The sequence below is a fragment of the Thermococcus peptonophilus genome (assembly GCF_001592435.1).
GTDB lineage: Archaea > Methanobacteriota_B > Thermococci > Thermococcales > Thermococcaceae > Thermococcus > Thermococcus peptonophilus.
The window spans coordinates 727,373-753,249 of the sequence record NZ_CP014750.1; the positions used below are offsets into that span (position 1 = coordinate 727,373).

The window sequence follows — 25,877 nt, forward strand, 5'->3', positions numbered from 1 at the left end:
TCAGAGGAAGCGAGAAAAGGTGATAAGGATGGACTACCGCGAGTTCTTTTCTCAATTTAAGTACCTCAGCGAGAAGCCGGGAATAGGCGGGAAGATAAAGGTTCACCCCGAGGACTTCATCGTAATCGAAGAGCCCCTCCCCCAAATCTTTGAGGGAAGGCGGTACGCCATCTTCCTTCTCAAAAAGCGGAACTGGGAGACGATGGCGGCAGTGAAGGAAATAGCCAAAAGGGCCGGCATAAGCCACAGGGATATTGGATTCGCCGGGACAAAGGACAGGCACGCGGTTACCTACCAGTACATAAGCGTGCCGGCTGGGGCCAAAGAAAGGATTGAACAGGTAAAGATCAGGGATATTGAGCTACGCTTCGTCTCCTATGGGAAGTTCATTAAGCTCGGCCATCTCCTCGGCAACAGGTTCAAGATCATAGTTAGAGATGTCAGCGAAGACACCCTTGATAGGACTAAGGAAATAGTGCGGGAACTCAGGGAGAAGGGCGGTTTCCCAAACTACTTCGGCTACCAGAGGTTTGGGGAAAGAAGGGTAGTGAACCACATGATAGGCAAACTGCTCCTTCAGGGAGATTTCGAAGAAGCGGCGAGGCTCTTTTTGGGTGCACATGATGGGAGCATGGAGGGAGACGAAGCCAGAAAAAACTTCTGGGAGACCGGGGACGTTGAGAGAGCGCTTGAGGAGTTCCCGGGCTTTCTAAGGTACGAGCGGACGCTCCTTCACAGGTATAAAGAGACAGGAAGCTGGAAGAGGGCTTTTCTCAGCCTGCCGCTCCCGATAATGCGCATATTCATCCACGCCTACCAGAGCTATCTCTTCAACCTCTACCTCTCGAGGAGGATTGAAAAGGGCCTGCCCCTGAACGAACCCCTCGTCGGCGACATAGTAGTGCAAGTTAAGGGAGGGATACCGTACAGGGATAGAACCTACCGCGTAACTGAAACCAACCTTGAATTCGTCAGGGAAAAAGTGAGGAATGGCCACGCCATGGTTTCAGGCCCGCTCTTCGGGTTCGCGATGAGGAGGGCAAAGGGCCTTCCAGGAGAGCTTGAGGAGGAAATACTTAAGGAAGAAGGGGTTAAGCTCGAAGCCTTCAGGAGACTCCCAAAGCCGATGGCTGAACCTGGTGGGAGGAGGGAGCTTCTCCTAAGGCCAATTGGCCTGACCTATGGCTACATCCCCTGGGTTGGAATGTGCCTCCGCTTCTTCCTGCCGAAGGGAACATATGCCACGAGCGTTCTCAGGGAAATCATGAAAGACCACTGAGGGGAACCCTTTTATTGGAACCTTTTCTTTTCATTCTCTGGTGAGAGAAATGACGATAAAGGCGATATCGGTTGACATAGACGGCACAATCACTTATCCCGACCGGCGTCTTCACGAGAAAGCCCTGGAGGCGATAAGGCTCGCAGAAAGCCTTGGAGTACCCGTAATGCTGGTTACGGGGAACACAATCCAATTTGGCGAGGCGGCAGCGATACTCATAGGAACGAGCGGGCCTGTTGTAGGTGAGGACGGAGGGGCGCTCTCAATTAAGGAAGGAAGGCTCAGGAAGAGGATTTATCTCACCAACATGGACGAGGAGTGGATACTCTGGAGTGAGCTGAAAAAGAGGTATCCCGAGGCTCTCTTGAGCTTCTCAATGCCCGAGAGGAAAGCCGGTCTCGTCGTGCTCAGGACTGTTCCGGTAGAAGCCGTGAGGGATCTCATAAAGGAACTCGGACTAAATTTAGTGGCCGTTGATTCGGGCTTTGCAATTCACATAAAAAAACCATGGATAAACAAGGGAACGGGAATAGAGAGGGCCTGCGAGTACCTAGGCATCTCGCCGAAAGATGTCGCCCATATAGGTGACGGGGAAAACGACCTCGACGCATTCAGGGTTGTCGGCTACCGCGTTGCCATAGCTCAGGCCCCAGAAAGCCTCAAGGAAAAAGCTGAGTACGTGACGACTAAGCCCTATGGAGAAGGAGGCGCGGAGGCCATAGAGCACATCTTGAGAAAGTTTGGATATCTTCCCGAAGAAAAGTCCTGAAGAGGTGAGGACAATGTTCAAGTACAAGCAGGTTATCGTCGCCAGAAAGGACCTCAAGCTCAGCAAGGGGAAGTTCGCCGTCCAGGTCGCCCACGGGGCTGTTACTGCTGCAATAAAGGCCCAGAAGGAAAAGCCAGAGTGGTTTAAAGCATGGTTCCATGAAGGGCAAAAGAAGGTCGTCGTCAAGGCTGAAAATCTTGAGGAGCTGTTTAAACTAAAGGCAGAGGCAGAGAAGCTAGGACTCCCAACAGCCCTCATAAAGGACGCAGGGCTGACGGAAATTCCACCCGGGACTGTAACGGTTCTCGCCATCGGGCCCGGGCCAGAAGAGGTCGTTGACAAGGTGACTGGGCACTTAAAGCTCCTGTGATTCAAAAAGAAAATGAAAAGTCAAGCAAAGCGGTTCACGTAGGTTCTAATCCCAATTTCTCCCAGCTCCTTCTTCAGATCTTCCACTTCTCTCTCAGGCCAGCAGTGCTCCGAGCACCACGCTCCGTTTCTGGGGTTGGTCAAAGGTGGGCCCACGAGGGGATTCAGGACAGCGTAAAAGTCCGTGTCAATATGTTTGAGCCCCTCCTCTATCCACGGCCACTGGTCGAACCCTCTGGCCACTGGTATTCTTAGCTCCAAGGGGATGCCGTAATCCGAAATCAAGTCAAGACCCCTGAGGAACAGCCTCCAGAGGCGCGTTGATGCTTCCCCTGGAAGGCCGTAGAGTTCTGCAGGAGGGGCTTTAAGGTCGGTAGCTATGTGGTCAACCAGCTCAACCTTAAGGAGTCTCTCGAGGGGTTTTAAGAGAGTCAAGTTGGTGTTCAGGCTGATTGGGAGGAACTCTTTGGCTTCTGAGAGCAGGGAGGAAAGCCCAGCCCACTGCATTAGCGGTTCTCCGCCGGTTACGTGGAAGTAGTCCACGAGGAAGGAGCTGGAAGATAAGTCGCCGAGGAGAGCATCTCTATCAAGGGGAAAACACTCCTTGCCCTCAGCTATACGCCAGTTGTGGCAGAACGGACACTTAAGGTTGCAGCCGCAGAGCCAGAGGGTAAAGGTCACCTTCCCGTGTACATCGACCATGCTGACCGTCTTCCAGCCGCTTGTGAGCATTGAATCACCCCAAAAAGAGAATCAGGAGGAGTAGTGCCTCCTGCTCCAGAACTCCCTTTTCCTGTAGGGGTTCCAGTTCTTGAGCGGGCGGTAGTAGCCTATGATCCTGCTCCATATTTCAACGTCCTCGCTTCCGCAGTGGGGGCAAGCCGTGTGGAGTCCCGTTGAGGATCTCCCGCAGGCATTGCAGACAGTTACTGCAGGCGTGTAGCTCCAGTAGACCAGCTTCGTCCTCAGGAGCCTTTTGGTGAGCTTCGCCAGCGCCTCAGGGTCTGGTTCCTCCCCAAGGAAGATGTGCATCATGACTCCTCCAGTGAAGCTTCCCTGAACTTCTTCCTCGATCCTTATCCTGTCGGCCAGCTCAATCGGACCGTAGTAGGGTGCGATGCTCGTTGAGTATATTGGGTTCTCGGGGTCGTCGAGGTAATCCCTCAGCTCCGGGAACTCGCGCAGGTCTTTGATGGCAAGCTTTGCCGCGGCGCTCTCTCCTGGGACTTCCTCAACGTTCCAGGGAGTTCCGCTCTCCCTCATCCATTTCCGTGCTTTTTCAACCGCGAACTCCACCATTCTCTTCATCAGCTTCGCTGCCTTCATCCGCTCGGCCCTTGAGCCCTCCTTCCACAGATCGGGCTCGTTGAGGTATATCGCCGCTGCCTCCGGCAAACCGAGGATTCCGATGGTGTTGAAGTGGCTCGACGGGAACTCCTCCAGATAGGTGTAGATCATGCTGTACATCTCGCGGTAGTTCGTCAGCAGCTTCACATACCTCTCCCTGAACCAGTCGGTGGTTTTCCTGACGGTTTCGAGGATTCTGGCGTACTCCTCCCAGAACCTATCGTCGTCCCCAGCCTTCAGCGCGAGCCTCGGCAGGTTAACTGTCGTGACGTTCACCGAACCGGTTACGTCGGGCATCGCCCATAGGCCGCCAAAGCGCTGTCTCTCAAGTCTCTCCATCGCCTCTTCCTCGGCGCTCTTGGGAGAAGCGCTGAAGGCGAATGCGAACTCCCTCTTGTCTATGTTTATCCTGCAGCACATCGAGTAGCTTGCATCGGGATCAACCACGTTCGTGTTGAGCCAGTAGAAGCTCCCTCTCTTCGCAGCCGTCGTGAAAACGGCCTCGAACACCTCGGGATCGTCCCAGAGCATCTTCGCGGTTCCCATTATCGTTGGTATCGGGAAGGTGAAGGGCTGGCCCTTAGCATCGCCCTCCCTGAGAACGTCAACCAGAGCCAGAAAGAACTCCTTTGCTTCCCTCTCGTAGCCCCCGAGCGGGCCAACCTCCTTCCCGTCGTAGACGGCCATATCGCCCGTGAGCATTTCCTTGGGAGCGTCGAGGGTCACGGTGAAGTTTGTAAAAGGCGTCTGCATCCCGACCCTGCTCGGGTAGTTGAGGTTGTAGACGAGCCTCTGAACGTGCTGGCGTATCTTCTCCCTGCTCAGACCGTCCTTTCTTATGAAGGGCCCCGCGTACCACTCGACGCTTGAGAGAGCCTGAGCGCCGCTGAAGTAGTGCTGCATGGTTATGAGGTAGTTCGCTATGTGGTCAACGTAGGTGTCGAAGTGCCTGGCTGGTCTAGAAGTTATCGTCGGGGTTCTCAGCCCCTTTTTGAGCAGCCTTGAGGTGCTGTGGCCAGAGCAGTAGGGTATGTACAGGCTGTAGGGGAGCTTGTGGATGTAGACCTCCCCCAAGAAGTGCGCCTTCCTCCCGTCCTCTGGAACCAAGGCCGTGCTCTCCTTCAGGGCCTCCTCCATGACGTAGGCGAAGAACCCCGTCGGACCTGGATAGCGGTTGGCGTTTTCAAGCACGTCCAGACTTTTCCAGCCAGCGTATTCTTGGATCACATCCTTTTTCACTGCCTCCATTTTCAGCACCTGGATAATTTATCCAAACAAAGTGAATGAGAGAGGAGTTAATAACGGTTGCCTTTGAACCGATGGTCATTGCTCCATAAACGAGGCGGCTTATGGATAAATTATCCAAACTAGTTGCCTAATTATTGACGTTCTTACAGGTCAAAACGTCAGGAGAACCCCATACCCAAATAAAATGCGTCAGAATTTTGACATTTATTCAAAAATAGAAGGATTTTTCTGACAAAATGCTCCGAATCTGGACGGCATACCTTTTTAACCTCTCAACCAAGATAAGGCCCGGTGATCAGAAATGAGTGAAATTAAACTCGAATGGGAAAAGGCTCTCGAAGAGAAGGACTGTGAGAAGCTCCTTGAGCTCTTTGACGATTATATCGACTCAATCGAGGACGAGGAGACTCTGAAGAAGGAGCTTGAACGCCTCAAAGAGGTAGCCCTCCAGTGCGAGGACCCCTACGACCTGGCCCATGAGATAGCCCATGTTTATTCCCACCTCGGCGATGTTGAGGCGGGAATTGAACTCTACAAGAAGCTCGTCGAGATGAAGAAGGACGATCCCGAAGAGTATGCGACGGCACTCTATTACCTGGCAGACGCCTACGAGCACTTTGGAATGCCGGAGAAGGCTATAGAGACCTACCAGAAGCTCCTTGAGCATGAAGAGAAAGTCCTGAAGAACGAGAAGGAGATAGCCCTGACCCTCGCCAACCTTGCGGTGAACTACGACGAGATAGGCGAGACCGAGAAGGCCATAGAGCTCATGGAGAAGGCCAGAGAGATATTTGAGAAGCTGAACGAGGAAAAGAACTACCTTATAAGTCTCCTTGACCTAGCCCACTTCAAGTACGAGCTGGGCGAATACGACGAAGCCGAGGCCCTGATAAAGGAAGTCCTCAGGAACCCGAGGGACGACGAAATAGAGATTAACGCCAAGCTCATTGAGGCCGAAATCTGGGCAGGGAGAGGAGACTACGATAAAGCCTTCAAGGCCCTGCGCGAGGCCCTCGTCAAAGCGATAGACGTGAGCGACGATATCTTTGGGATAGTCTTCGACACCCTGATAGACTTCATCAGCGGGCTTTTCGAAGAAGGCTCCTACGAGGCCGTTGCAAAGAACATGGAGAGCTTCGCAGAGCTGTTCGAGGACGACACAGCATACTTCTTCAGGGCCATTGGGGAGCTTGCCAGGTGGAAGGCAGGAGACGACGAGGCCAAGAAGCGTTTTGATGAACTTTATGAGAAAGTTAAGAACGAAGAACTGAAAGAAATCCTCGACGACTGGAAGAAGCCCAAGCTGGCTCTCGGTTTAAGTCTCTGACTTTTCTTTTCCAACCTTTACCCTTTACCCCCGGTGCGTTGAGATGGAAATGAATTATGAATATAATAAAGACCCGCGCAAAGAGCATCTACACTCCCTCCAGGATACCAGGAGTTAGCTGGTCAGTCAACCAGTACGTCGGCTGCTCCTTTGCCTGCTCCTACTGCTACGCCAAGTTCCTGACGAAGTGGAAGGACTACGGTAAGTGGGGGAGCTGGGTTGAGGTTAAGGTCAACGCCCACGAGCTTGCGAGAAAGAGAGTAAGGGGAAGCGTCGTCATGTCAACGGTCAGCGACCCCGACCAGCCGATAGAGGCGGAGCTGAAGCTTACGCGGCGGGTTCTCCAGTACATGGACAAGAGGAACGAGCTCTCAATCCTGACGAAGTCGCCGCTCGTCACGCGGGACATAGACCTTTTCAAACTCTTTGACCGCATAGAGGTCGAGCTGACAATAAACGGGTTTAAGGGAAGGGAGAAAAGGCTCTTTGAGCCCCTAACGCCAGTTCAGGAAGCCCGGATTAACGCCCTGAAGGAACTTAAAGAAGCCGGTCTGAAAACCTACGTCTTCGTGAGCCCAATAATACCGGAAGTTACGGACATCTCTTCCATAGTGGAGGAAACACGGGACTTCGCTGACTACTACTTCTTCGAAGTCCTCAACCTCCGCGCTTCCGGCAGGGAGTTTCAAAGGCTCCTTCAGGAGGAGTATCCGGAGAGTTACGAAATCCTAACCGACGACGGAAAGTTCGAGAAGTTCATAGAGAAGCTCAGGGAAGAAGTCAAAGACCTCAAGGTAAAAACCGAGGGGATAGAGACGCACAAGCGGGGTTGGGAGCTTGTTAAAGTTTGAAACAACATCAATTAATCCCCATTCCCACTTGGCCCAGCTTCAACCTTTGCATTCCTGATATCGCAGCCCGCCAACTGGAGGGAAGCAATGACCCTTCTGGCTTCTTCCTCGGTTATCCTGCCCTCCTCAACGGCCTTTTCAAGGAGGTACAGAGTCGTAAAGCACTGGGCTGGGAGGAGTGGGTTCCTGGTCAGGGCGTAGCTCTGCTCCCTCTTGTACATGAAGTGCCAGTCGAGCTGGGCCAGAACTATAAACCCCACTATCGCCAGGGCGTAAGCGATGCCCACGAACTCCCTGAAGGAGAACCTCTCCGCTATCCATGGAACCGAATAGAGCTCCTTGACGAAAACGAAGAGTATCATGAAGCTGTTGGCGATGCTGAGGTAGCTCGCTGCCCTCGTTATCTTAAGCTTCCACAAAACCAGCAGGTCCCTCGTCCGTACGAGCTTTCTGATGTCCATATTCCCACCCGAAGAAAATTGAAAAACGGCTTAAAGCCCTTCAGTCGAGCATAGCGAGTATCTTATCAACCTCGTTGGAGACCTCAACGTCGAAGAGGTGTATTGTCGGCAGGAGCCACCAGAGGCGGTACTGGTGGGTCTTGTCTTCCTCTCCAAAGTACTGGAAGACGAACCTTCCGAAGCCTGTCAGGTCTCTGTGGACGTCCCTTACCTCCCTTAAGACCCTTCTAACCTTCGGCGGGTACTCCTCGTAAGGAAGAGGCAGACTCTTGACGAAGACCCTGTCCTTGAAGAAGTCTGTTGTCAGGCCGACGCTTCCTACGTGCTTCTCGAGCTGGTTGAACTTCTTCTCGGTCCAGAAGCGGTGGAGTATGAGCCTCGGGTCTTCCTTTGCCAGCGGAAAGTTGCCCTCCTCTGTGTCGAGCCAGAACTCAAGGTAGGGCTGGCCTTTCTCGATGATTATTCTAGCGAGAAGCCTTGCGTTCTTTGGTATCTCTCTCTGGGTCTCGCTGATGTGGTACTCCTTTCCTCCTTCCGTGTAGGTCTCTCCCTCTTCCCTGGTGCCGGCCTTTGAGACGAAGTAGGCTTCCCTGCCGTCTATCGTTCCAAGGTGCAGGTCGTAGCCCCAGGCCTTGAGGTCCTTGAACTTGAACCTCCTCTCAGCTGGCACAACGCCGGTGTTCTCAACTATGTAGTATCCCTCGAGCATTTTCATCACCAAAGGTTAGTAAAAACGTTGAGCTTTTAAAGGTTTTCGTTGTCCTCGATAATAAGCTCAATAATGGCCCTCTGCTCGGGATTTTTCAGGAGTTCAATGATACGCCTGTTTACATCTCTGGCAGCCTTGTTGGCCCTTATAGCGAGCGTTCTCGCATCTATGTAATCGCTCTTTCTGATGACCATTGAGACGTCGTGGTCAAGAATAAGCTCAGGACTTCCCCAGGCAACGACCTCATCCACGAGGTCGCCGACCTTTATCCTTATCAGGAGCTTTTTACCTGCCCTAAGGGCATTTTTGAACTCATCGCTGAGGTCGTTGATTGCTTTGTCTGCCCCAATGCAGATTATGCAGTCTCCTCTCGGTGTCAGAAAGTTCTCTTTGGTGAATTCAAGGGTTGAGCGATGCGTGGCTTTGACGTTCTCGTGCCCGTGGCAGTGGATTACTTCCCTCAACATGGTCTCACGTTCCCGGAGGCGGTTAATAACGTTTGCTTCTTTGAAGAATCAACAGGACGGGAAAACCTTTAAAAGGACACTCCTGATTTTGGTTACGGCTGAAGATTATCCGAGAGGTGGTGAGAATGGGAAACATCAAGCAGACGTTCATTAAGAGGACTGCCCGTGAGCTCTTTGACAGGTACCCTGACAAGTTCACCAGGGACTTCGAGCACAACAAGAAGATGGTGGCCGAGCTCACCAACGTTACCAGCAAGACGATAAGGAACAGGATCGCCGGCTACATAACGAGGCTCGTAAGAATGAAGGAAGAGGGCAAAATACTCTAAAGTCTCTCTTTTTCAGCTTTCTCCTTTAACGACTTCCTAAAAGCCCTCCAAGTCTTCCAGTATCTTCTTTGGAAGCCTTGGCCCGAGTTCCTTCAGCAGTCTCTCGAATTCCTGCTCGTCTTCCTGGGCAATTCTTCGCATAAGGTTCTCTATGTAAGTCTCAACAAGCAGGCGGACCTCCTCAAGCTCCTGCTTCATTCTCATGGCCTCATCAATGCGCCTCTGCACCTCATCGAGAAACTGAACCAGCTCGTCCACTTTAGTTTCAATTGGCTCCGTTGACTTTATCAGCTCTCTAGCCTGCTGGTATTCGGCAGTCGCCCTTGGTTTTTTCGGTTCGTATATGTCTGTGCCGAATGTGTACGGAGTGAGCAGTACCTCAAGCCTGAAGCCGCGCTTTATCGTGTAGTACTTTCTCGGCCTGCCTCTGGGTATCTTTTCTGTCCTTCCCTCGATCAGTCCTGCACTCTCGAGTATTCTGAGGTGCTCCAGCACCGCCTTCTGCCCAACACCAAGCTCCTGACTAAGCTCGCTGACGAAGTATGGTCTCTTTGTGAGCAGGAGGAGTATTCTCCTCCTCGTCTCATTACCCAGGATATCGAGGAGTTTTCCAAGCTCTCGATTTGACTCCATAGCTCTCACCCCCTTTCCCTAACTTGAAGTTAGTAAAAAGTATTTAAACCTTTTTCGGTTTGAGCTGGTGGTAATGTCAAGTACACATACAGATAAAGGACAGATAGAAAAGGAAGAAAAGACACTAACCCTGAAACAGCTCAGACTGGAGTAACGTGACCCCACTTCTCCAGGGCCCTTGCGAGCTCTTTGTGGGTCTTAGCGTACTCGTCGAGCGGTATTCCCTGCATTATGGCGTCTATCGCCTGCCTGACGGCCCTTGCACCAGCAGCAGGCCCGTCCGGGTGGCCGAGGGTTCCGCCTCCGAGCTGGAGGACTATGTCGGTTCCGAGGGCCTCTATAACGGGCTGGATGTTGCCTGGGTGAAGGCCGCCAGAGCTCGTTGGGAACGCGGCCTTTATGCTGTAGAACTTCTGCTCAAGGTGGAAGACGTCGTTTTCATCGGGCTTGTAGTGACTCTCCCTGAGAATCCTCGCGTTCTGGATGACGTCCCACTTGCCGCCCTCAAGCTTGCCAGCTCCCGCAGTTCCAACGTGGAGCTGGTCGATGCCTATGAGCCTGTAGAGCTTGGCAAGGACGAACATCGAGATGCCATGGTACGGGTTCCTCGTGAAGGTCGCGTGCATTGCCCTGTGACCGTGGATTGCCAAACCGTAGTCGGCCGCGAGGTCTCTGATGTACCTCAGCGCTCCCCAGCCGGTTATGACGACGTCAACCATAGCGTGCTTGAGGCCGAGATCAGCAAGAACCTCAAGCCTCTGCTCCATCTCAAGAAGGTCAGCGGTTACGTTGGCAAACCACGTCTTCTTCTCGCCCGTCTCATTTTCCACCTTGTCAATTATCCTCGCCATTATCTCGGCCCTCTCCTCGAAGCGGTTGTACCACGGGCTCGTTAGGTTCTCATCGTCCTTCATGTAATCCGCACCGTTTAAGAGAAGGTCATAGGCCAGCTTCTCGAACTCCTCAGGAGAGTAGCCGACCTTCGGCTTTGGAACGACACCATAGATAGGCCTGTCTTTAATCTCGAGCATCTTCCTGACGCCCTCGATACCGAAGGCCGGGCCGTCGAACTCCCTTATGAGCTTCTCTGGAAGGTAAAGGTCCTCAAGGCGGAGCCCCTTGACGCGCTTCATTCCGAAGACGTTTCCGGCTATGCTCGCGAGAAGGCCCGGAAGGTTTGCTTCCTCAAAGGCGTGAAACGGGTAGGCGATCTTGACTATCCAGCTGCCGTCTCCCATGTCGTGGAAGTCGTAGGCCTTAGCTGAGAGGTCGGCCCATCTCTCCTGCTCGTACCAGGGATAGAGGGTTGTCCATGTACCAGTGGAGCTCTCAGCTGCCACAGCTCCGGCCGCCTGCTCGATGGTGTAGCCCTCTGCCGGCGTCACCCGGAACACGGCTATGATGTCCCTCTTCTTGCTGGGCTCATAGCCCTTGTCAACATAGTAGTCGTAGATCTTATCAAACTTCTCAACCACGCCTTTCACCTCCAGGTAAATTTAGTATTACATTGACACACATAAAAAGTTTTCTGGGCAGATTTGGCCATCCAGGCACATAAGTTTACAGAAACGCTATTGGACAACGGAGCTTAATGGCGGTTTATTAAGCCAATTGGGGCGTTTTTATGTCCAGACCCGATGGCGGTTAAAAACTCTCAATTTCCAACCTTATAACCCAACAGGTGTCCCCGGCCCAATTTCTAACTGTCCAACCCAAAATCGCCAGAAAGCCGGCCCCACAACTGTCCTTTTCCGAAAGGTTTATATAGGCCTTTGCTCTTAATTTAGAACGCAGAACTCTGCAGACAACCATAAAGGAGGTGTTGTGAATGGCTGAGCTTCCGATTGCCCCAGTTGACAGGCTTATAAGGAAGGCCGGTGCCGCCCGCGTCAGCGAGGAGGCTGCCAAGGTTCTCGCCGAGCACCTTGAGGAGAAGGCCATTGAGATCGCCAAGAAGGCCGTCGCCCTCGCCCAGCACGCTGGCAGAAAGACCGTCAAGGCCGAGGACATCAAGCTTGCCATCAAGAGCTGATGGCGCTTTTTGCCTCTTTGCCTTTTCATAACTTTTCTGAAACTTACCAGAACGTTATTCTCTCAACACCCACGTTTTCTCCGGAGACCTTGAGAACAGCAAAGCCTGGAGAGTCCATCCTGGGAAACACCGGCGATCCTGGATTGAGCAGAATAACTTTTTTGCCATAAAGGGAGTGTATATCATAATAGTATCTATGAGTGTGGCCGAAAACAAGAACGTCAACGTCCATCTCGAGGGCCTTGAGAGTTAAGAAGTGGGCATTCAGAGAGAGCAGTTGATGGCCGTGGATCATGCCTATCTTAACGTCTTCGACCTCGACGACCTCTTCCTCGGGAAGGTTAAGCCTGTCAACGTTCCCCCTAACTGCAAGGGTTGGGGCAATCTCCTCAAGCTTCTCAAGAAGCTCAGGGCTGGTTACATCGCCTGCGTGGAGAATAAGCTCCGGCTGGATTTTCCTGAGGTGTTCAAATAAAAAGGTAGGGAGGTTTCTTGTCTTGTCCCCGTAGTGAGTGTCGCTTATCACAGCCACTTTCAAGGGTATCCCTCATATCGGGACGTTTATGCCGAGCTTTTCAACGAGCTCCTTATAGCGGTTCCTGACGGTTACTTCGGTTACGTGAGCAACTTCAGCGACTTCCCTTTGGGTCTTCTTTTCGCCCTCAAGGAGAGCCGCTATGTAGAGGGCCGCCGCGGCGAGACCCGTTGGGCCCTTACCGCTTGTTATCCCGCGCTTTATAGCCTCGTTCAGGATTTCCTTGGCCCTCTTCTTGGTCCTGGCACTCACTCCAAGGGCGTCGCCAAAGCGGTCAACGTACTCTATTGGGCTGGTTGGCCTGAGGTTCAAACCTAACCCCCTGGCCATAAAGCGGTAGCTCCTACCGATTTCCTTCTTTGAGACCTTGGATACAGACGCTATCTCATCCAGCGTTCTCGGAATGCCTTCCATCCTGCAGGCGGCGTAGAGTGCAGCGGAGACCATACCCTCTATTGAACGGCCGCGGATGAGCTTCTTCATGACCGCCTTCCTGTAGAGGGAAGCGGCGACTTCCTTGAGATGCCTCGGCAGGCGGAGCTGGGCGGCCATCCTGTCAAGCTCGCTGAGGGCGAAGGCAAGGTTTCTCTCGGCGGCGTCGTTGATGCGCATCCTCCTCTGCCACATACGGAGCCTTCTGAGCTTTGTCCGGTACATACCGGTTATCTGGTTGCCGTGAATGTCCTTGTCGCGCCAGTCTATGTCGGTGGAAAGACCTTTGTCGTGGATCATCAGGGTCATGGGTGCCCCAGTTCTGGCACGCTTTTCCCTCTGACCCGGCTCGAACGCTCTCCACTCCGGCCCCTCATCAACCACGTTCTCCTCAATTACGTAGCCGCACTTGGCACAGACTATCTCTCCCCTACGAGGGTCGTATATAAACTCGGTCGAACCGCAAACTGGGCATACTCTCCTCGGGCTAATATCTCTCACCCCCTTCTCCTGGGGGTGGGGCCGGAACGCTTGCCAGTCTTACCCTTTTTAGAATGGACTTTGTCCTTCTTTGAGGATTTGTTTTTACCACCGGTCTTTCCTTTCTGAGGGGCCTTCTTGCTCCCTTTTTCCCGCCTGCCAACGTAGAGAAGGGCACCAACGTACTTCTCGGGATCCTTAACCCGAGGCTTAACGGCGACATAGGGATAATTAACCGGACCAAAAACATCCTTGACTACTCCGACGGGTTTCAATTCCTTGTCAACAACCGGATCGTTCAGCGACGGTACCCAGTTTGTCCTAACTATGAGAAAGCCCTGCTTCGCGTAGTGAGAAACAACTCCCAGGCGTTTCATAGCCCCACCCCAAAACCAGATTTCCTTTTAAACTTTTCGCTTTTTCCCTTTATAAAGCTTTCGATAATCAGAGAAAAATTTTTAATAAAGAGCGCCGAATAATAGAATTTGGGAAGGGTAAAATGAAGTGTCTTGTTGTTGGCCATGTTGTCAGAGACATAATTAAAAAAGGCAATAAGGTTCTTGAAAGGCTCGGTGGCGGTGCTTATTATTCTGCACTCGCCCTTTCAAGATTCTGCGATGTTGAGATACTTACTTCTTTCTCAAATCTCCCAGAGGAGTGGATCAAAGAATTGGAGGCAATGGCGAAACTGCAGGTAGTCCCCTCTGAGGCAACAACGACTTACGAACTGATGTACCTCGACGGTAACAGGAGGAGGTTAAAACTCCTAGAGAGAGCCTCTACAATTAACGAGCTTCCGAATGAAGAATATGACATCCTCCTCATAAATCCCGTTGCAGGAGAAGTGCCCCCTGCCCTGGTTGCCAGCGCTCTCAAAAGGTTTCCATTTGTTGCGGTTGACCTACAGGGGTTTATCCGTTCCTCAAGTCCTGGGGAAATTAAGTACCTGCCCATCGACGGCTCATTCTTAAAGGGAGCGAATATTCTTCACGCAGACCTTGGGGAATACCAATATCTGGAGGGGTTCTCCCCGGAGTTCGTTGACGTTCTTCTTCTCTCCAACGGGCCAGAGCCTGGGAAGGCATTTTTCCGCGGAAGGGAGTACACGTTTGAGCCAGTCCCCGTAGAAGTGGACGAATCGACTGGGGCGGGAGATGTTTTTCTTGGAGCCTTTACTGGATTCTACTCCCAGTGCCCCTTCGTGCAGGCCCTTAAACGAGCAGCTGCCTTTACGGCGCTGTTCCTAAAGAACAGACACCTAAATTTTTCCATGGAAGAAGTCAACAGACTCGCGATTGAAGTTGAAGTGAAAAGGGTATAAACCTTATCTTCCAACTCCCAACGCCGATGATGAAACGTCAGCACGCTGAATGATGATGAGAAGGGACTTCCCTGAGGTGGTTTCAATGGACAGGTACGTCCTTCTGGTTAAGGCCTCGGGAGGAGCGGACGTGTTCTCCTTCAGAGAAGAGGCGAAGAAGCTGGCTGAGAAGTACGGCTTTGAAGCAGAGACCCACAGGTGTATCGGTCTTACGGTCGATGCCGTGATAGTGTACAACAACGGAATCGTCCTGATAAAGCGGAAGAACGAGCCTTTCAAAGACTACTACGCCCTTCCTGGGGGCTTCGTCGAATACGGCGAGACCGTTGAGGAGGCCCTCCTCCGCGAGGTTAAGGAAGAGACGGGGCTTGACGTGAAGCCAGTAAAGCTGGTGGGCGTTTATTCAAGGCCTGACAGGGATCCCCGGGGGCACACGGTAACGGTCGCTTTCCTCTGCATCGGAGAGGGGGAGCTGAAGGCAGGCGACGACGCCAAGGAAGTCTTCGTGTTCCCGATAGAGGAGGCCCTGAAGCTTCCACTGGCATTTGACCACGGGGAGATACTCCGGGATGCACTAAGTCTGGGGTGAGAGCATGAGGCTCGAATACCCCGCTTTCGGGAAGATAATCGTTGATGGAACCACTTACGAGCACGATATAGTTATCTATCCAAGCGGAAGGGTCGAGCGCAGGAAGAAGGAAATAAGCAAGCAAAAACACGGGACGAGCCACAAGCTCGACCCTAAAGAGTTAAAGGAATACCTTACCGAGGACTTTGACGTCCTCATCGTGGGGACTGGGATGTACGGAAAGCTATCACTCCTTCCTGGGAGCAGAGAACTCGTGAAGGAGAAAGAAGTCCTCGAACTCCCAACCAAAAAGGCCGTTGAAGTTTTCAACGAGATTTATGGAGAGAAAAAAGTGCTGGGAATATTCCACGTCACATGCTGAACTTTTACTCTTTTGGTTCAAGGTGAGCCCTCTTCACTTCCAGCACACCAGAATATGTGCACCCATTCCACTTCTTCTCGACCTCGTCGAAGACAACCCTCGCCCTGAAGAACGGCGCGTCCCTCACGAAGGTCTCAAACTCACCACCCTCTCCCGCAACGTGAACCCCGTACTTTTCGTTGAGCTTTATCAGCTCTTTAAGAGCCTTCTCATCTATCCTCCTTCCGAGCCAGTTCTGATCAAGACCGTAAGCTGCTGTTCCGACTATGACCACGTCAAAGAGGCCTATGATTTCCCTCATGTAATCAACCGGATCCCTGTGCCAGGCGGGGGCAAAACTCCCTATTCCAAGCTCTTTGGCGACCCTATCGACCCTCTGCTTCTGGTACTCACTCGCCAATGCGCCAGCAACGATCCCATCAATCTTCAGCCCCTCAAGGACGGCCTTCATATCCTCGACTTCCTTCTCCTTTTCTCCTGACGTGAAGCCCTTGACGATGGGAATCCCTATTGCCCTGGCCTGAAGCTCGGTGAGATGTATGTTTGGGACGTGGTACATGTAGCTCTCGTCGCTCTCGCTCACCATTGAGACGAGGTACTTGACCTCAAACCCCTGCTTGAGAGCCCAGTAGAGAGCGTAGTTTGAGTCTTTCCCGCCTGAATAGAGGACTGCAACGCGCATTTTTCCCACCCGAAAATTTTTAAATACTCTAGGTTAATTTAACTTCGAGCGTTAGAGTGTTTCTAGCGGCTCTTGGCAGCGGCCGTTAAAAAGGTGATGGCCATGGTCCCAGAGAGGGCAGTAATCCTAGCGGCTGGTCTCGGGACGAGGATGGGCGGAAAGCCCAAGGGACTTGTCAGAGTAGCCAGAAGGGAGATTCTGTACAGGACGATGGCGCTGCTCCAGGAAAAAGGGGTTAAAAAGTTCGTAGTGGTCACCAACGGGAAGTACGCGCCCCTTTACCGGGAGTTCATAGAAAGGTACGGCTTCGACGCTGAACTCATAATAAACCCCGAGCCGGGGATGGGCAACGGCCATTCCCTCCACCTTGCCAGAGGAAAGGTTTCAGGAAAGTTCGTACTGGTAATGAGCGACCACGTATATTCTAGGGATTTCATCGAGCGGGCGGTGAACGGGGAAGGCCTCATAGCGGACAGGGAGCCGAGATGGGTCGATACTGAGGAGGCAACGAAAGTCCAAGTAAAGGACGGAAAAGTCTGGAAAATCGGGAAAGGACTCAAGGAATGGGACGCCGTTGATACCGGGTTCTTCATCCTCGATGGGAGGATCTTCGAGGTTACAGAAGCCCTCGAAAAAGAGAAGAACGGCGACTACTCCCTGAGCGAGGTGATGGAACGGGCAAAGGTTCCAGTGACCTTCGTTGACGGCCTCGGCTGGACGGACGTTGACACCCCTGAGGAGATTAATAGGGCAAGGAGAATGCTCGTCAGAACCGCAGTGAAGGGAACGGGAGACGGGTTCATCAGCAGACACCTGAACAGGAGAATTTCAACAAGGGTCAGCGAACTGCTGGTAGAGAAAGTTACACCGAACCAGATGACAGTCCTAACGTTCTTACTCGGTATCCTCTCGGCGCTGGCGACACTGGTGAGCCTTCCGTTGGCAGGAATACTCTACCAGCTAAGCTCCATCCTCGACGGCGTTGATGGAGAGCTGGCAAGGGCACAGTTGAGGTCAAGTAAGCTCGGCGGCTACGTTGATTCAATCCTCGACCGCTACGTTGACGGGAGCTTCCTGGCAGTGCTGGCCTATGCGATACTCAACGAGCCAATCTGGTATCTGGTTGCCCTCCTGGCCCTCCTCGGCTCGGTGATGGTCAGCTACTCAACGGAGAGGTTCAGGGGAGCTTTCTGCAGGGACGCCTACAAAGAGGTACCAGCCCTCAGAAAACTGCCCGGAAAAAGGGATGAGAGAGTCTTCCTGACGATGCTTTTCCTTCTGTATCCGGCGACACTATCGGTCAAGGCACTCTTCCTGACCCTTGCCGTACTGACAAACTTCAGGGTTGCACTAGCCATATATTTCGTCGTCAAAAAAGTTTCACGTCCGAAAACTATTTAACTGATATAAAATATTTCAAGAATAACGGAAAGGAGGTGAAGGAAGATGGTGAGGGTCGTTATACTCGGACAGGGATACGTTGCCAGCATCTTCGCGAGCGGGCTTGAGAAGATAAAGGCAGGAAAGATGGAGCCCTACGGGGTCCCGCTGGCAGATGAGCTCCCGATTAAGATAAAAGACATCGAGATCGTTGGTTCCTACGACGTTGACTCCAACAAGGTCGGAAAGGACCTCTATGAGGTCGTCAAGGGCTACGACCCGGAGGCCCCCGAGAGCCTTAGGGGAATGACCATAAGGAAAGGAGTCCATCTCGGAAGCCTCAGGAACCTGCCGCTTACCCCCACAGGTCTCGACGACGAGATGACACTTAAAGAGGCCGTTGAGCACCTCGTTAACGAGTGGAAGGAGCTCAAGCCGGACGTCTTCGTGAACGTCTGCACAACCGAGGCCTTCGTCCCGTTCGAGAGCAGGGAGGAGCTTGAGAAGGCCATCAAAGAAAACAACAAGGAGAGGCTCACAGCGACACAGTTCTATGTGTATGCTGCCGCCAAGTACGCCAAGGAGGTCGGCGGAGCGGCCTTCGTTAATGCAATTCCGACCCTCATCGCCAACGACCCGGTCTTCGTCGAGCTAGCGAAGGAGAGCAACCTCGTCATCTTCGGTGACGACGGTGCCACAGGCGCGACACCGCTTACCGCAGACATACTCAGCCACCTCGCTCAGAGGAACCGCTACGTCCTCGACATAGCCCAGTTCAATATCGGCGGCAACCAGGACTTCCTGGCTTTGACTGACAAGGAGAGAAACAGAAGCAAAGAGTTCACCAAGAGCTCGGTCGTTGAGGATCTGCTCGGCTACGACGCTCCTCACTACATCAAGCCGACCGGATTCCTCGAACCGCTCGGCGACAAGAAGTTCATAGCCATGCATATCGAATATGTCAGCTTCAACGGCGCCCACGACGAGCTTGTCATTACCGGCAGGATAAACGACAGTCCTGCCCTCGCTGGCCTCCTCGTCGACCTCGTCAGGCTCGGAAAGATAGCCGTTGACAGGAAGGAGTTCGGAACTGTCTACGAGGTCAACGCCTTCTATATGAAGAACCCCGGACCAAAGGAAGCTAAGAACATACCGAGGATAATCGCCCACGAGAAGATGAGGATGTGGGCTGGACTGAAGCCCAGGTGGTTCTGAGGGCTTTTCTCCCCTCCGGCAACTTTTTTAATAACTTCTCCCCACTTCTTCTGGAGGGGAACCAATGAGCTGGAAGAGGGGAGCTTATCCCGAGTTTACGCTTGAAGACGTTATAGCCACGCTGTTTCTTCTAAAAGAACCCATCGGCAGGAAGGCCATCGCCGAAACACTCGACCTCGGCGAAGGTAGCGTCAGGACACTTCTTAAAAAGCTCAACTGGATTGATGTCATAGATTCGGCCCAGCGTGGGCACTTTCTAAGCAAAACAGGGAAAAAACTCCTTGAGAGGCTTAAGGGGATATTCTCGGAGGCACACTTCGTTGGGAAAGTCGATGGAATGCCCGCCTATGCTATCGTCGTTAAAAACCCGCCCCAATTCAAGAGCATTGAGCTCAGGGACGAGGCCATAAGGTTCTTCGCAAAGGGGGCAATGATACTGATCGTTAAAAACGGCGAGCCAGTCTTCCCGGAGGACGAGAGGCCGCTGAGGGACACAATGGAAGAACTAGCAATGAACATTGAAGAAGTCCTGAACTTCTCAGATGGAGATCTGATAGTCGTAACCTGGGCAGAAAACCCGTCGGACGCCATGAAAAGCGCCTACCATGTCGCAGTGGCATTAAAAAGTGATGAAATCCCGGAGGAGCTCAAGTCCCTCGTGAGGTGAGGAGATGAGAGAGAGCAGGCTTATCTTGGCGCTCGACGTTTACGATAGGGAGAAAGCCCTCGAGATAGCGGAGCGCACAGCAGACTATTTATGGGCAATCAAGGTAAACTGGCCGCTCATAACAGGCTCGGGATTGAAGATAATCACCGAGCTCAAGCAGGTCACAGGTCTTCCAATAATAGCCGACCTCAAGCTGGCGGACATACCGAACACGAACAGGATGATAGCGAGTAAGGTCTTCGAAGCCGGAGCGGACTACATCATCGTCCACGGTTTCGTCGGCAGGGACAGCGTCGAGGCCGTTATGGGGCTTGGAAAAACGATTATAGTTGTCGAGATGAGCCACCCCGGAGCTAAAGAGTTCATTCAGCCCGTCGTCGATAAGCTGATCGAGCTTGCGAACGAGCTGAAGCCTTTCGGGGTAATAGCTCCCGCGACCAGACCTGAGCGCGTCTCGTACATACGCTCAAAGCTCCAGGAGGGGATAAAGATTCTTACTCCAGGTGTGGGTGCACAGGGCGGAAAGGCAAAGAACGCTGTTAAGGCCGGGGCCGACTACGTGATAGTCGGGCGCTTTATCTACGGTAGTGACACCCCACGCGAGGCCGCGAGGGGGCTCTACGAGGAGATTTCGGAGGTGGTCTGATGGAGCTGAAGGTCAAGCACCCCCTCAGCAAGAAGGAGATAAAGGAGATAATCCGCGAGATGAGTGAGATCTTCGGCGAGGAGATAGCGAGGAAGATGCTGAACAAGAAGGACAGGGTGGAGGTGGCTGAGTTCGACAAGACCACCGAAATCCTCCTTGTGAACGGGAAGCCCTTCTTCATACGGAGAAAGGAGCTTGTTTTTCCCCTCGTCATAGCGCTCTACGAGCTCTCCAACGAAGAAGACCTGAGGAAGTGGCCGAGGAGGGTAGTCGTGGATGAGGGAGCAGTACCATACATCCTGAACGGAGCCGACGTCATGGCGGCTGGTATAGTTGACGCAGACGAGAACATCAAGGAAGGCGACTTCGTCTTCGTCGTCGAGGAGAACTACGGAAGGCCCCTCGCGATAGGGATAGCACTCATGGACGGCAGGAAGATGAAGGAGAAGCCGAAAGGCAAGGCCGTGAAGAACATCCACCACGCCAAGGATAAAATCTGGCAGGTCACGGTGGGATGAGATGGAAGAGAAACGGAAGAAGATCAGGGTCCTGGTTGGAGGAGTCTTTGATATCCTCCACGTCGGCCACATCCACTTTTTAAAGCAGGCTAAGGAGCTCGGCGATGAGCTGGTCGTCATAGTCGCACACGACGAGACCGTGAGGATGCAGAAGAGACGAGACCCCATAAACCCCGCGGAGGACAGAGCCGAACTCCTGAGGGCTATAAGGTACGTGGACGAGGTTTACATAGGAACGCCCGGGACGATAGACATAGAGCTAGTGAAGAGGATAGACCCGGACGTGATAGCAATCGGCCCGGATCAGTTCTTCAACTGCGAGAAGCTGAAAGAGGAACTGAGAAAACACGGGATAAACGCCGAAGTCATACGGATACCCTACCTATACAAAAGCGACAGAGCAAAGACGAGCAAAATAATCCAGAGGATAGTGGAGACGTTCTGCGAGTAAAGGATTCGACCATCTGATTTCAACCACACCATGATTTTAGGGCATCGATTAGAGCTTTTTGACTAAAGCTTAAACCTGCTCAGATAATCGCGAAGGAACTCTGGATCTTCCCTTTTGACGGCGCTCATTAGCTCCTCGAACTTCTTCTCGCCGAGGGCCTGCTTGAGGTAGTAGTACAGGTTTACCGCATCCTCGACTATTATGCTCTGTCTCCTCCCCTCTTCACCGTAGAGCTCGATGAGCTTTCTGTTCATATCTTTGGTGATATAAAGGGTCTTCTGCATTTTATCCTTCTTTAAATCGGCGGTTTTCTCTTTCTTGGACTTAGAAGGGCGGGTTAATTCGTTTATTGAGCCGTCAAAAAGCCTCGGGAGTTTATCCTTCGACAATTTCAACCACCTCTTTGGCAAGCTTTTGGAAGGCTTTAGATGCCCTACCGTTCGGCTCAAACTCAAATATGCTCTTACCCTCACTCTGGGCTTTCTCAAGGGCTATGGCCTTCGGTATCGTGGTCAGTATCGGAGCGTCTGGATAAGCCTCCTTCAGCTCCTTGAGGCGCATCTTCGGAACTTTCGTTTGCTTGGTGAACTTGTTGGGAACGAGGCCTAGTAGCTTTAGGTTCTCGTTGGTCTCCTCCCTGATCATCCTCATCAGGTTGAACATGAGCTGCATGCCGATTACTCCGAAGTAGCTAAGCTCAAGCGGTATCAGCACATAATCAGATGCCGTTAGGGAGTTCACAAGGAATATGCCCATGCTGGGCGGGTTATCAATGAGGACGTAGTCGTAGTCTGGGAGTACCGGAATAAGGGCCTTTTCGAGTCGTCTCTCACGGTTGTAGGCGTTTATTATCTCGATCTCCTTGGCCGATAGATTCAAATGGCTTGGAATAAGATCAAGGTTCTCCTTGACGGAGACAATAGTCTCCTCAATCTCACTCTCCCTAGTCATCAGCGTCCCAACGTTCCTGTTGGAGTGCTCAAGAACCTTCATCCCGATTAGACCGAATGTTAAGTTGAACTGGGGATCAACGTCAACCAGGAGAACCTGCTTGCCCATTTCAGAGAGGGCAAAGCCGAGGTTCATCGTGAGCGTTGTCTTGCCCACTCCCCCCTTCTGATTGGCAACGCTGATTACGACTGCCATCTGTTTCACCCTAAAAGGAATAAAAGTCAGCTGAGGTCGTCGAAATCGGCCAGGAGCTTGTTTATATATCCTCTCATGTCACTTCCTGGCCTTGCGTCGGACTTGCGAGATATTACCTTGTATATCTTGTCTTCAAAGGAGTTGAATCCTGCTTTTGGCTCAGCGGGGAGCAGAGAATCCTTTACTGGAAGCTGAAGGGCAGTCTCTCCACCAATGATGTGCGGGCTCTTGACGCCGGTCATTATCACCATCGCGCGAACCATCTTGCCCATGTCCTCATCTATTCTGGCACCCCACTTGATTTCGCTCTTTTCGCCAAGCTTCTCATAGACGATGTTCATTGCCTCGTTGATCTCGCCGAGACTGACGTCGGGACCAACTGTAAAGTGGACGAGTGCTTTCTCGCCGCTTCCGTATTCCACGTCGAGGAGCTTGTTCTGGAGGGCGTTCTTAACGGCGTCAACGGCCCTGTTGCTTGAGTCGCTCTCTCCGATACCTATGAGGGCAGCACCGCCGTTGTGCATTATGCTGTAAACATCTGCGAAGTCAATGTTCACCATAGACGGGAGCTTTATAGTCTCGGTTATGCCCTTGACCATCCTGGCTATAATCTCATCCGCAAAGCGGAAGGCCGCGTTGATCGGGAGCTTGGGTACGAGCTGGAGGAGCTTGTCGTTCTCGATTATTATGACGGTGTCCGAATAGTACAGAAGGGCCTTTATTCCAGCCTTTGCCTTCTCCTCCCTGATCTTACCCTCATTCTTGAACGGATACGTGACAACGCTTATGACGAGTGGCTCCCTGAAGCGGCCGTTGTGGCGAGCGCGCTCCTTTATGACCCTGGCAACGACGGGAGCTGCGCCGGTACCCGTTCCGTTGCCCATTCCAGCGGTTATGAAAACCAAATCGGCGTCTCCAATTGTTTCAGCTATCTCGTGCGCACTCGCCTCTGCTGCGCGGTAACCAATCTCAGGGTCGCCGCCAGAACCCTTTCCCTGGGTCAGATCCTTCCCAAGAAGGAGCTTCTTGTGAGCCTTGGCATGCTTGAGGGCCTGAGCATCAGTGTTCATGGCAATAAGCTCGGCACCCTGAACACCGAGGTCATAAAGCCTTGTTATGGTGTTGTTTCCAGAGCCACCAACACCAACTATGACTATTCTTATTTCGTTCTCATCATCGTCATCGAACTGTGGCGCTGTTTGAACTTTTTTCGACTCATCGTCCAGGTCTATTTTTATCCCCGCCTGCTCAAGCAGTTTGAACACCATTTTCCAACCCCCTCTCATAATCAGAGATTGCAACATTATTTTACCGCTAATTTTAGCGCTTATTTAATGATGTATTCCGGCGTTGAGCGTTCTTCAGTCTCCAGGCGGTACAGCTCCTTTTTCAGAAGCTCACGGATCGCCTCGCGAATGACCTCACTCCTGTTGGGATAAACACCTTTTTTAACGAGTTGATCCATGGCGTTGATAAGACCCTGCGGAAGCTGAACGCTGATAATTCTCATTCTGCTCATCCCTGCACCACCCAGTTCACCAAGCCGCTGAATTAGTTAATGATTTAAGTAGTTAAATACTTTATGCTTCTGTTTTAATATTTTGATATTATGATTTTCAAAAATTTTTTGAAAAATCCTTTTAAGGCCAATCTCTAAACGGTAAGACAGGTGATTGAGAGTGATTTCTGTAACTAAAAGCATACATATAACTAGAGTTGATGTACACAATGTTGATGATGTACTCGGTTACTTAGGTTCGAATGTGCAACTGGTCAGTGTCGAGTGCTGGAGGGCAGTAGCTTTCGCGGCAGTCCTGGCAGATAGGGCAGTAAAAAGGGGTACTGCCCACGCAAAAACTCTTGGGGGTGAGCTACTTCTCCGCTTGGCTGGAACCCACCAGATAAGAGAAGCAATAAGAGAGGTAGGAGCAAAAAACGGCCTCAACTACCTTGTGATATTCGGCGATAGATCCAAGGCAGAAGAGACCCTGAGAAATCTTGGTCTTACAGAGGTTGAACTCAAAGACTGCTCCGACGACGAATTGAAAAGATTCTTTGAAAAAAGTGCCCTAGTCGAAGTTTTGTAGGGTTTTTCAAAACATTTTTGACGATTCTATTGGATAGGTTTATATAACTGGCTTTATCATTCCCGACCTGCCCGGGGGGAACATCGATGAGGTATAAGAAGAGGAAGTACTTCATGGCCGGCAGGATAAACATCCTCCAGAGGTCAAAGATAAGGGAGCTTTTTGAGAAGGCCTCCAAGATGGAAAACGTCATCTCACTCGGTATTGGAGAGCCGGATTTTGACACTCCCGAGATCATAAAGGAAGCCGCCAAGAGGGCGATTGATGAAGGCTACACTCATTACACTCCCAACGCAGGTATCCCTGAGTTTAGGGAGGCCATCGCCGAGTACTACAAGGAGTTCTACAACGTTGATGTTGACATGGACAACATAATAGTCACCGCAGGTGCGTACGAGGCCACTTACCTCGCCTTCGAGAGCATACTCGAACAGGGCGACGACGTGATAATCCCTGATCCGGCCTTTGTCTGCTACGTCGAAGATGCCAAGATAGCCGAGGCCGGGATAATCCGCATCCCGCTCAGGGAAGAGAACAAGTTCCGCATCGATCCCGACGAGCTCCTTGAGGCAATAACAAAGAGGACAAGAATGATAGTCATGAACTACCCCAACAACCCGACGGGAGCAATAATGAAGAAGGATGTTGCAAAGGCTATAGCTGACATAGCCCAGGACTACAACATCTACATCCTCAGCGATGAGCCCTATGAACACTTCCTCTACGAGGGAGCCAAACACCACCCGATGATAAAGTACGCCCCGGACAACACGATACTCGCCAACAGCTTCTCCAAGACCTTCGCCATGACAGGCTGGCGCCTCGGCTTCGCCATAGCACCTGAGCAGGTCATCCGCGATATGATAAAGCTCCACGCCTATGTTATTGGCAACGTTACATCCTTCATCCAGATAGCGGGTATAACAGCCCTGCGCGACAAGAGGAGCTGGGAAGCCGTCGAGAGGATGAGGCAGGTGTACGACGAGAGGAGAAAGCTCGTCCTTAAGTACCTCAACGATATGCCGCACATAACACCATTCAGACCGAAGGGAGCGTTCTACATCTGGGCCAAGATTGATCCGGAGCTCGACATGAGCAGTGAAGACTTTGCCGAGTGGCTCCTTGAGAACGCCGGAGTTGTCGTTATCCCTGGAACCGCCTTCGGAAGGCAGGGTGAGGGCTGGATAAGAATAAGCTACGCAACCGAAAAGGAGAAGCTCATTGAAGCCATGGAGAGAATGAAGGAGGCCCTCTCGAAGCTGTGAGGTGGTTCCATGGAAAACCTGCTTGCCGTCTTTGTTTCCATTTTTCTGGCAGAGCTCGGAGATAAGACCCAGCTCACGACGATAGCATTCGCCTCAAAATACGGGTGGAAAACTGCCTTTCTGGGGGCTATCCTCGGATTAGCTGCCGTCAACTTGATAGGTGCCCTCATTGGGGATAAGATTGGAGACGTTCTTCCGATTGAAGTTATCCACAAAGGCGCTGGCGTTCTATTCATAGTCTTTGGCATCCTGATGCTACTTGGAAAAATGTGAGGAGGGAT

The 25,877-nt window shown here is 52.1% G+C and carries 34 protein-coding genes; 19 read left to right on the forward strand and 15 right to left on the reverse strand.

What is annotated here, in order from left to right; all coding sequences use genetic code 11:
• Window positions 1–28 precede the first annotated feature (28 nt).
• Genes truD through pth2 form a run of 3 tightly spaced genes read left to right on the forward strand, consistent with a single transcriptional unit; the run spans window position 29 to window position 2,418 of the window.
• Entirely contained in the window at window positions 29–1,279 is a 1,251-nt protein-coding gene (gene truD / locus A0127_RS03865) for a tRNA pseudouridine(13) synthase TruD (protein ID WP_062388200.1), read from the forward strand.
• Between the two features lie 49 nt (window positions 1,280–1,328).
• The gene (locus tag A0127_RS03870) at window positions 1,329–2,048 is read left to right on the forward strand and encodes a phosphoglycolate phosphatase (RefSeq protein WP_062388202.1); all 720 of its coding nucleotides are present in this window, start codon (window positions 1,329–1,331) and stop codon (window positions 2,046–2,048) included.
• 13 nt (window positions 2,049–2,061) lie between these two features.
• On the forward strand, window positions 2,062–2,418 hold the full coding sequence (gene pth2 / locus A0127_RS03875; RefSeq protein ID WP_011251250.1) for a peptidyl-tRNA hydrolase Pth2: 357 nt from the start codon (window positions 2,062–2,064) through the stop codon (window positions 2,416–2,418).
• 20 nt (window positions 2,419–2,438) lie between these two features.
• Here pth2 and A0127_RS03880 read toward each other — a convergent pair whose 3' ends face one another.
• Both A0127_RS03880 and A0127_RS03885 read right to left on the reverse strand, forming a co-directional pair.
• Complete coding sequence (locus A0127_RS03880) at window positions 2,439–3,149, reverse strand: anaerobic ribonucleoside-triphosphate reductase activating protein (RefSeq protein WP_062388205.1); 711 nt, start codon at window positions 3,147–3,149, stop codon at window positions 2,439–2,441.
• 21 nt (window positions 3,150–3,170) lie between these two features.
• Window positions 3,171–5,012 carry an anaerobic ribonucleoside triphosphate reductase gene (locus A0127_RS03885; RefSeq protein WP_062388207.1) on the reverse strand — a complete coding sequence of 614 codons (1,842 nt, stop codon included), beginning with the start codon at window positions 5,010–5,012 and terminating at the stop codon, window positions 3,171–3,173.
• Window positions 5,013–5,313: 301 nt separating this feature from the next.
• Between A0127_RS03885 and A0127_RS03890 the strand changes: the two genes are divergently transcribed.
• Together A0127_RS03890 and A0127_RS03895 are read left to right on the forward strand one after the other, a co-directional pair.
• Window positions 5,314–6,339: a tetratricopeptide repeat protein gene (locus tag A0127_RS03890; RefSeq protein WP_054840909.1), complete on the forward strand. Its 1,026-nt coding sequence runs from the start codon at window positions 5,314–5,316 to the stop codon at window positions 6,337–6,339.
• Window positions 6,340–6,395: 56 nt separating this feature from the next.
• Window positions 6,396–7,190 (forward strand): SPL family radical SAM protein, encoded by a 795-nt coding sequence (locus A0127_RS03895; RefSeq protein ID WP_062388210.1) that lies wholly within the window; start codon window positions 6,396–6,398, stop codon window positions 7,188–7,190.
• 11 nt (window positions 7,191–7,201) lie between these two features.
• On the opposite strand, the gene A0127_RS03900 is transcribed toward A0127_RS03895, so the two are convergent.
• From A0127_RS03900 to A0127_RS03910, 3 genes are read right to left on the reverse strand one after another with little or no spacing between them, the layout of a single operon-like run.
• Window positions 7,202–7,651, reverse strand: a complete 450-nt coding sequence (locus tag A0127_RS03900) for a hypothetical protein (protein ID WP_062388211.1) — start codon at window positions 7,649–7,651, stop codon at window positions 7,202–7,204.
• A 40-nt stretch (window positions 7,652–7,691) separates the two neighbouring features.
• Complete coding sequence (locus A0127_RS03905; protein WP_062388214.1) at window positions 7,692–8,360, reverse strand: TIGR00703 family protein; 669 nt, start codon at window positions 8,358–8,360, stop codon at window positions 7,692–7,694.
• A 35-nt stretch (window positions 8,361–8,395) separates the two neighbouring features.
• Window positions 8,396–8,827, reverse strand: a complete 432-nt coding sequence (locus tag A0127_RS03910; RefSeq protein ID WP_062388217.1) for a DUF371 domain-containing protein — start codon at window positions 8,825–8,827, stop codon at window positions 8,396–8,398.
• A 125-nt stretch (window positions 8,828–8,952) separates the two neighbouring features.
• Between A0127_RS03910 and A0127_RS03915 the strand changes: the two genes are divergently transcribed.
• The gene (locus A0127_RS03915) at window positions 8,953–9,156 is read left to right on the forward strand and encodes a 30S ribosomal protein S17e (RefSeq protein WP_011251242.1); all 204 of its coding nucleotides are present in this window, start codon (window positions 8,953–8,955) and stop codon (window positions 9,154–9,156) included.
• A 36-nt stretch (window positions 9,157–9,192) separates the two neighbouring features.
• On the opposite strand, the gene A0127_RS03920 is transcribed toward A0127_RS03915, so the two are convergent.
• The gene (locus tag A0127_RS03920) at window positions 9,193–9,789 is read right to left on the reverse strand and encodes an ArsR/SmtB family transcription factor (RefSeq protein WP_054840906.1); all 597 of its coding nucleotides are present in this window, start codon (window positions 9,787–9,789) and stop codon (window positions 9,193–9,195) included.
• 140 nt (window positions 9,790–9,929) lie between these two features.
• Entirely contained in the window at window positions 9,930–11,264 is a 1,335-nt protein-coding gene (gene rbcL, locus A0127_RS03925; RefSeq protein ID WP_062388219.1) for a type III ribulose-bisphosphate carboxylase, read from the reverse strand.
• Between the two features lie 353 nt (window positions 11,265–11,617).
• On the opposite strand from rbcL, the gene hpkB reads away from it, so the two are divergent.
• Entirely contained in the window at window positions 11,618–11,821 is a 204-nt protein-coding gene (gene hpkB / locus A0127_RS03930) for an archaeal histone HpkB (RefSeq protein WP_062388222.1), read from the forward strand.
• Window positions 11,822–11,864: 43 nt separating this feature from the next.
• Here the strand turns inward: hpkB and A0127_RS03935 are convergent, their stop codons facing one another.
• From A0127_RS03935 to A0127_RS03945, 3 genes are read right to left on the reverse strand one after another with little or no spacing between them, the layout of a single operon-like run.
• On the reverse strand, window positions 11,865–12,359 hold the full coding sequence (locus tag A0127_RS03935) for a metallophosphoesterase (RefSeq protein ID WP_062388224.1): 495 nt from the start codon (window positions 12,357–12,359) through the stop codon (window positions 11,865–11,867).
• Window positions 12,360–12,368: 9 nt separating this feature from the next.
• On the reverse strand, window positions 12,369–13,280 hold the full coding sequence (locus A0127_RS03940; RefSeq protein WP_062390832.1) for a transcription initiation factor IIB: 912 nt from the start codon (window positions 13,278–13,280) through the stop codon (window positions 12,369–12,371).
• A 5-nt stretch (window positions 13,281–13,285) separates the two neighbouring features.
• A complete protein-coding gene (locus tag A0127_RS03945) occupies window positions 13,286–13,645 on the reverse strand; it encodes a Gar1/Naf1 family protein (protein WP_062388227.1) in 360 nt (119 codons plus the stop codon).
• A 122-nt stretch (window positions 13,646–13,767) separates the two neighbouring features.
• Between A0127_RS03945 and A0127_RS03950 the strand changes: the two genes are divergently transcribed.
• The 3 genes from A0127_RS03950 (at window position 13,768) to A0127_RS03960 (ending at window position 15,539) form a co-directional block, all read left to right on the forward strand.
• Entirely contained in the window at window positions 13,768–14,589 is an 822-nt protein-coding gene (locus A0127_RS03950; protein WP_062388230.1) for a carbohydrate kinase family protein, read from the forward strand.
• Between the two features lie 85 nt (window positions 14,590–14,674).
• Window positions 14,675–15,178, forward strand: a complete 504-nt coding sequence (locus A0127_RS03955; RefSeq protein ID WP_062388238.1) for an NUDIX domain-containing protein — start codon at window positions 14,675–14,677, stop codon at window positions 15,176–15,178.
• A gap of 4 nt (window positions 15,179–15,182) precedes the next feature.
• Window positions 15,183–15,539 (forward strand): Mth938-like domain-containing protein, encoded by a 357-nt coding sequence (locus tag A0127_RS03960; RefSeq protein WP_062388241.1) that lies wholly within the window; start codon window positions 15,183–15,185, stop codon window positions 15,537–15,539.
• A gap of 4 nt (window positions 15,540–15,543) precedes the next feature.
• On the opposite strand, the gene A0127_RS03965 is transcribed toward A0127_RS03960, so the two are convergent.
• The gene (locus A0127_RS03965) at window positions 15,544–16,221 is read right to left on the reverse strand and encodes a diphthine--ammonia ligase (protein WP_062388244.1); all 678 of its coding nucleotides are present in this window, start codon (window positions 16,219–16,221) and stop codon (window positions 15,544–15,546) included.
• A 102-nt stretch (window positions 16,222–16,323) separates the two neighbouring features.
• On the opposite strand from A0127_RS03965, the gene A0127_RS03970 reads away from it, so the two are divergent.
• The 6 genes from A0127_RS03970 (at window position 16,324) to A0127_RS03995 (ending at window position 21,098) form a co-directional block, all read left to right on the forward strand.
• Window positions 16,324–17,622 (forward strand): bifunctional L-myo-inositol-1-phosphate cytidylyltransferase/CDP-L-myo-inositol myo-inositolphosphotransferase, encoded by a 1,299-nt coding sequence (locus A0127_RS03970; protein ID WP_062388247.1) that lies wholly within the window; start codon window positions 16,324–16,326, stop codon window positions 17,620–17,622.
• 45 nt (window positions 17,623–17,667) lie between these two features.
• Window positions 17,668–18,816, forward strand: coding sequence for an inositol-3-phosphate synthase (locus A0127_RS03975; RefSeq protein ID WP_062388249.1), 1,149 nt, complete (start codon window positions 17,668–17,670; stop codon window positions 18,814–18,816).
• A 64-nt stretch (window positions 18,817–18,880) separates the two neighbouring features.
• Complete coding sequence (locus A0127_RS03980) at window positions 18,881–19,483, forward strand: DUF4443 domain-containing protein (RefSeq protein WP_062388252.1); 603 nt, start codon at window positions 18,881–18,883, stop codon at window positions 19,481–19,483.
• Window positions 19,484–19,487: 4 nt separating this feature from the next.
• The gene (pyrF, locus tag A0127_RS03985; RefSeq protein ID WP_062388255.1) at window positions 19,488–20,129 is read left to right on the forward strand and encodes an orotidine-5'-phosphate decarboxylase; all 642 of its coding nucleotides are present in this window, start codon (window positions 19,488–19,490) and stop codon (window positions 20,127–20,129) included.
• Window positions 20,129–20,647, forward strand: coding sequence for an RNA-binding protein (locus tag A0127_RS03990; protein ID WP_062388258.1), 519 nt, complete (start codon window positions 20,129–20,131; stop codon window positions 20,645–20,647). Before pyrF ends, A0127_RS03990 begins: the two co-directional genes overlap by 1 nt.
• Before the next feature lies 1 nt (window position 20,648).
• Window positions 20,649–21,098, forward strand: coding sequence for an adenylyltransferase/cytidyltransferase family protein (locus A0127_RS03995; protein WP_062388261.1), 450 nt, complete (start codon window positions 20,649–20,651; stop codon window positions 21,096–21,098).
• A gap of 62 nt (window positions 21,099–21,160) precedes the next feature.
• Here the strand turns inward: A0127_RS03995 and A0127_RS04000 are convergent, their stop codons facing one another.
• From A0127_RS04000 to A0127_RS04015, 4 genes are read right to left on the reverse strand one after another with little or no spacing between them, the layout of a single operon-like run.
• Entirely contained in the window at window positions 21,161–21,487 is a 327-nt protein-coding gene (locus tag A0127_RS04000) for a CopG family transcriptional regulator (protein WP_156471148.1), read from the reverse strand.
• Window positions 21,474–22,244 carry a ParA family protein gene (locus A0127_RS04005; RefSeq protein ID WP_062388264.1) on the reverse strand — a complete coding sequence of 257 codons (771 nt, stop codon included), beginning with the start codon at window positions 22,242–22,244 and terminating at the stop codon, window positions 21,474–21,476. The genes A0127_RS04000 and A0127_RS04005 overlap by 14 nt, the downstream gene beginning before the upstream one ends.
• Before the next feature lie 26 nt (window positions 22,245–22,270).
• The gene (gene ftsZ, locus A0127_RS04010) at window positions 22,271–23,512 is read right to left on the reverse strand and encodes a cell division protein FtsZ (protein WP_062388268.1); all 1,242 of its coding nucleotides are present in this window, start codon (window positions 23,510–23,512) and stop codon (window positions 22,271–22,273) included.
• Between the two features lie 59 nt (window positions 23,513–23,571).
• Window positions 23,572–23,763, reverse strand: coding sequence for a ribbon-helix-helix domain-containing protein (locus A0127_RS04015; RefSeq protein WP_054840899.1), 192 nt, complete (start codon window positions 23,761–23,763; stop codon window positions 23,572–23,574).
• A gap of 160 nt (window positions 23,764–23,923) precedes the next feature.
• Between A0127_RS04015 and cgi121 the strand changes: the two genes are divergently transcribed.
• The 3 genes from cgi121 (at window position 23,924) to A0127_RS04030 (ending at window position 25,869) form a co-directional block, all read left to right on the forward strand.
• On the forward strand, window positions 23,924–24,331 hold the full coding sequence (gene cgi121, locus A0127_RS04020) for a KEOPS complex subunit Cgi121 (RefSeq protein ID WP_062388271.1): 408 nt from the start codon (window positions 23,924–23,926) through the stop codon (window positions 24,329–24,331).
• Between the two features lie 86 nt (window positions 24,332–24,417).
• On the forward strand, window positions 24,418–25,596 hold the full coding sequence (locus A0127_RS04025) for a pyridoxal phosphate-dependent aminotransferase (protein ID WP_054840897.1): 1,179 nt from the start codon (window positions 24,418–24,420) through the stop codon (window positions 25,594–25,596).
• Between the two features lie 9 nt (window positions 25,597–25,605).
• Complete coding sequence (locus A0127_RS04030) at window positions 25,606–25,869, forward strand: TMEM165/GDT1 family protein (protein WP_062388274.1); 264 nt, start codon at window positions 25,606–25,608, stop codon at window positions 25,867–25,869.
• Window positions 25,870–25,877: the final 8 nt, after the last annotated feature.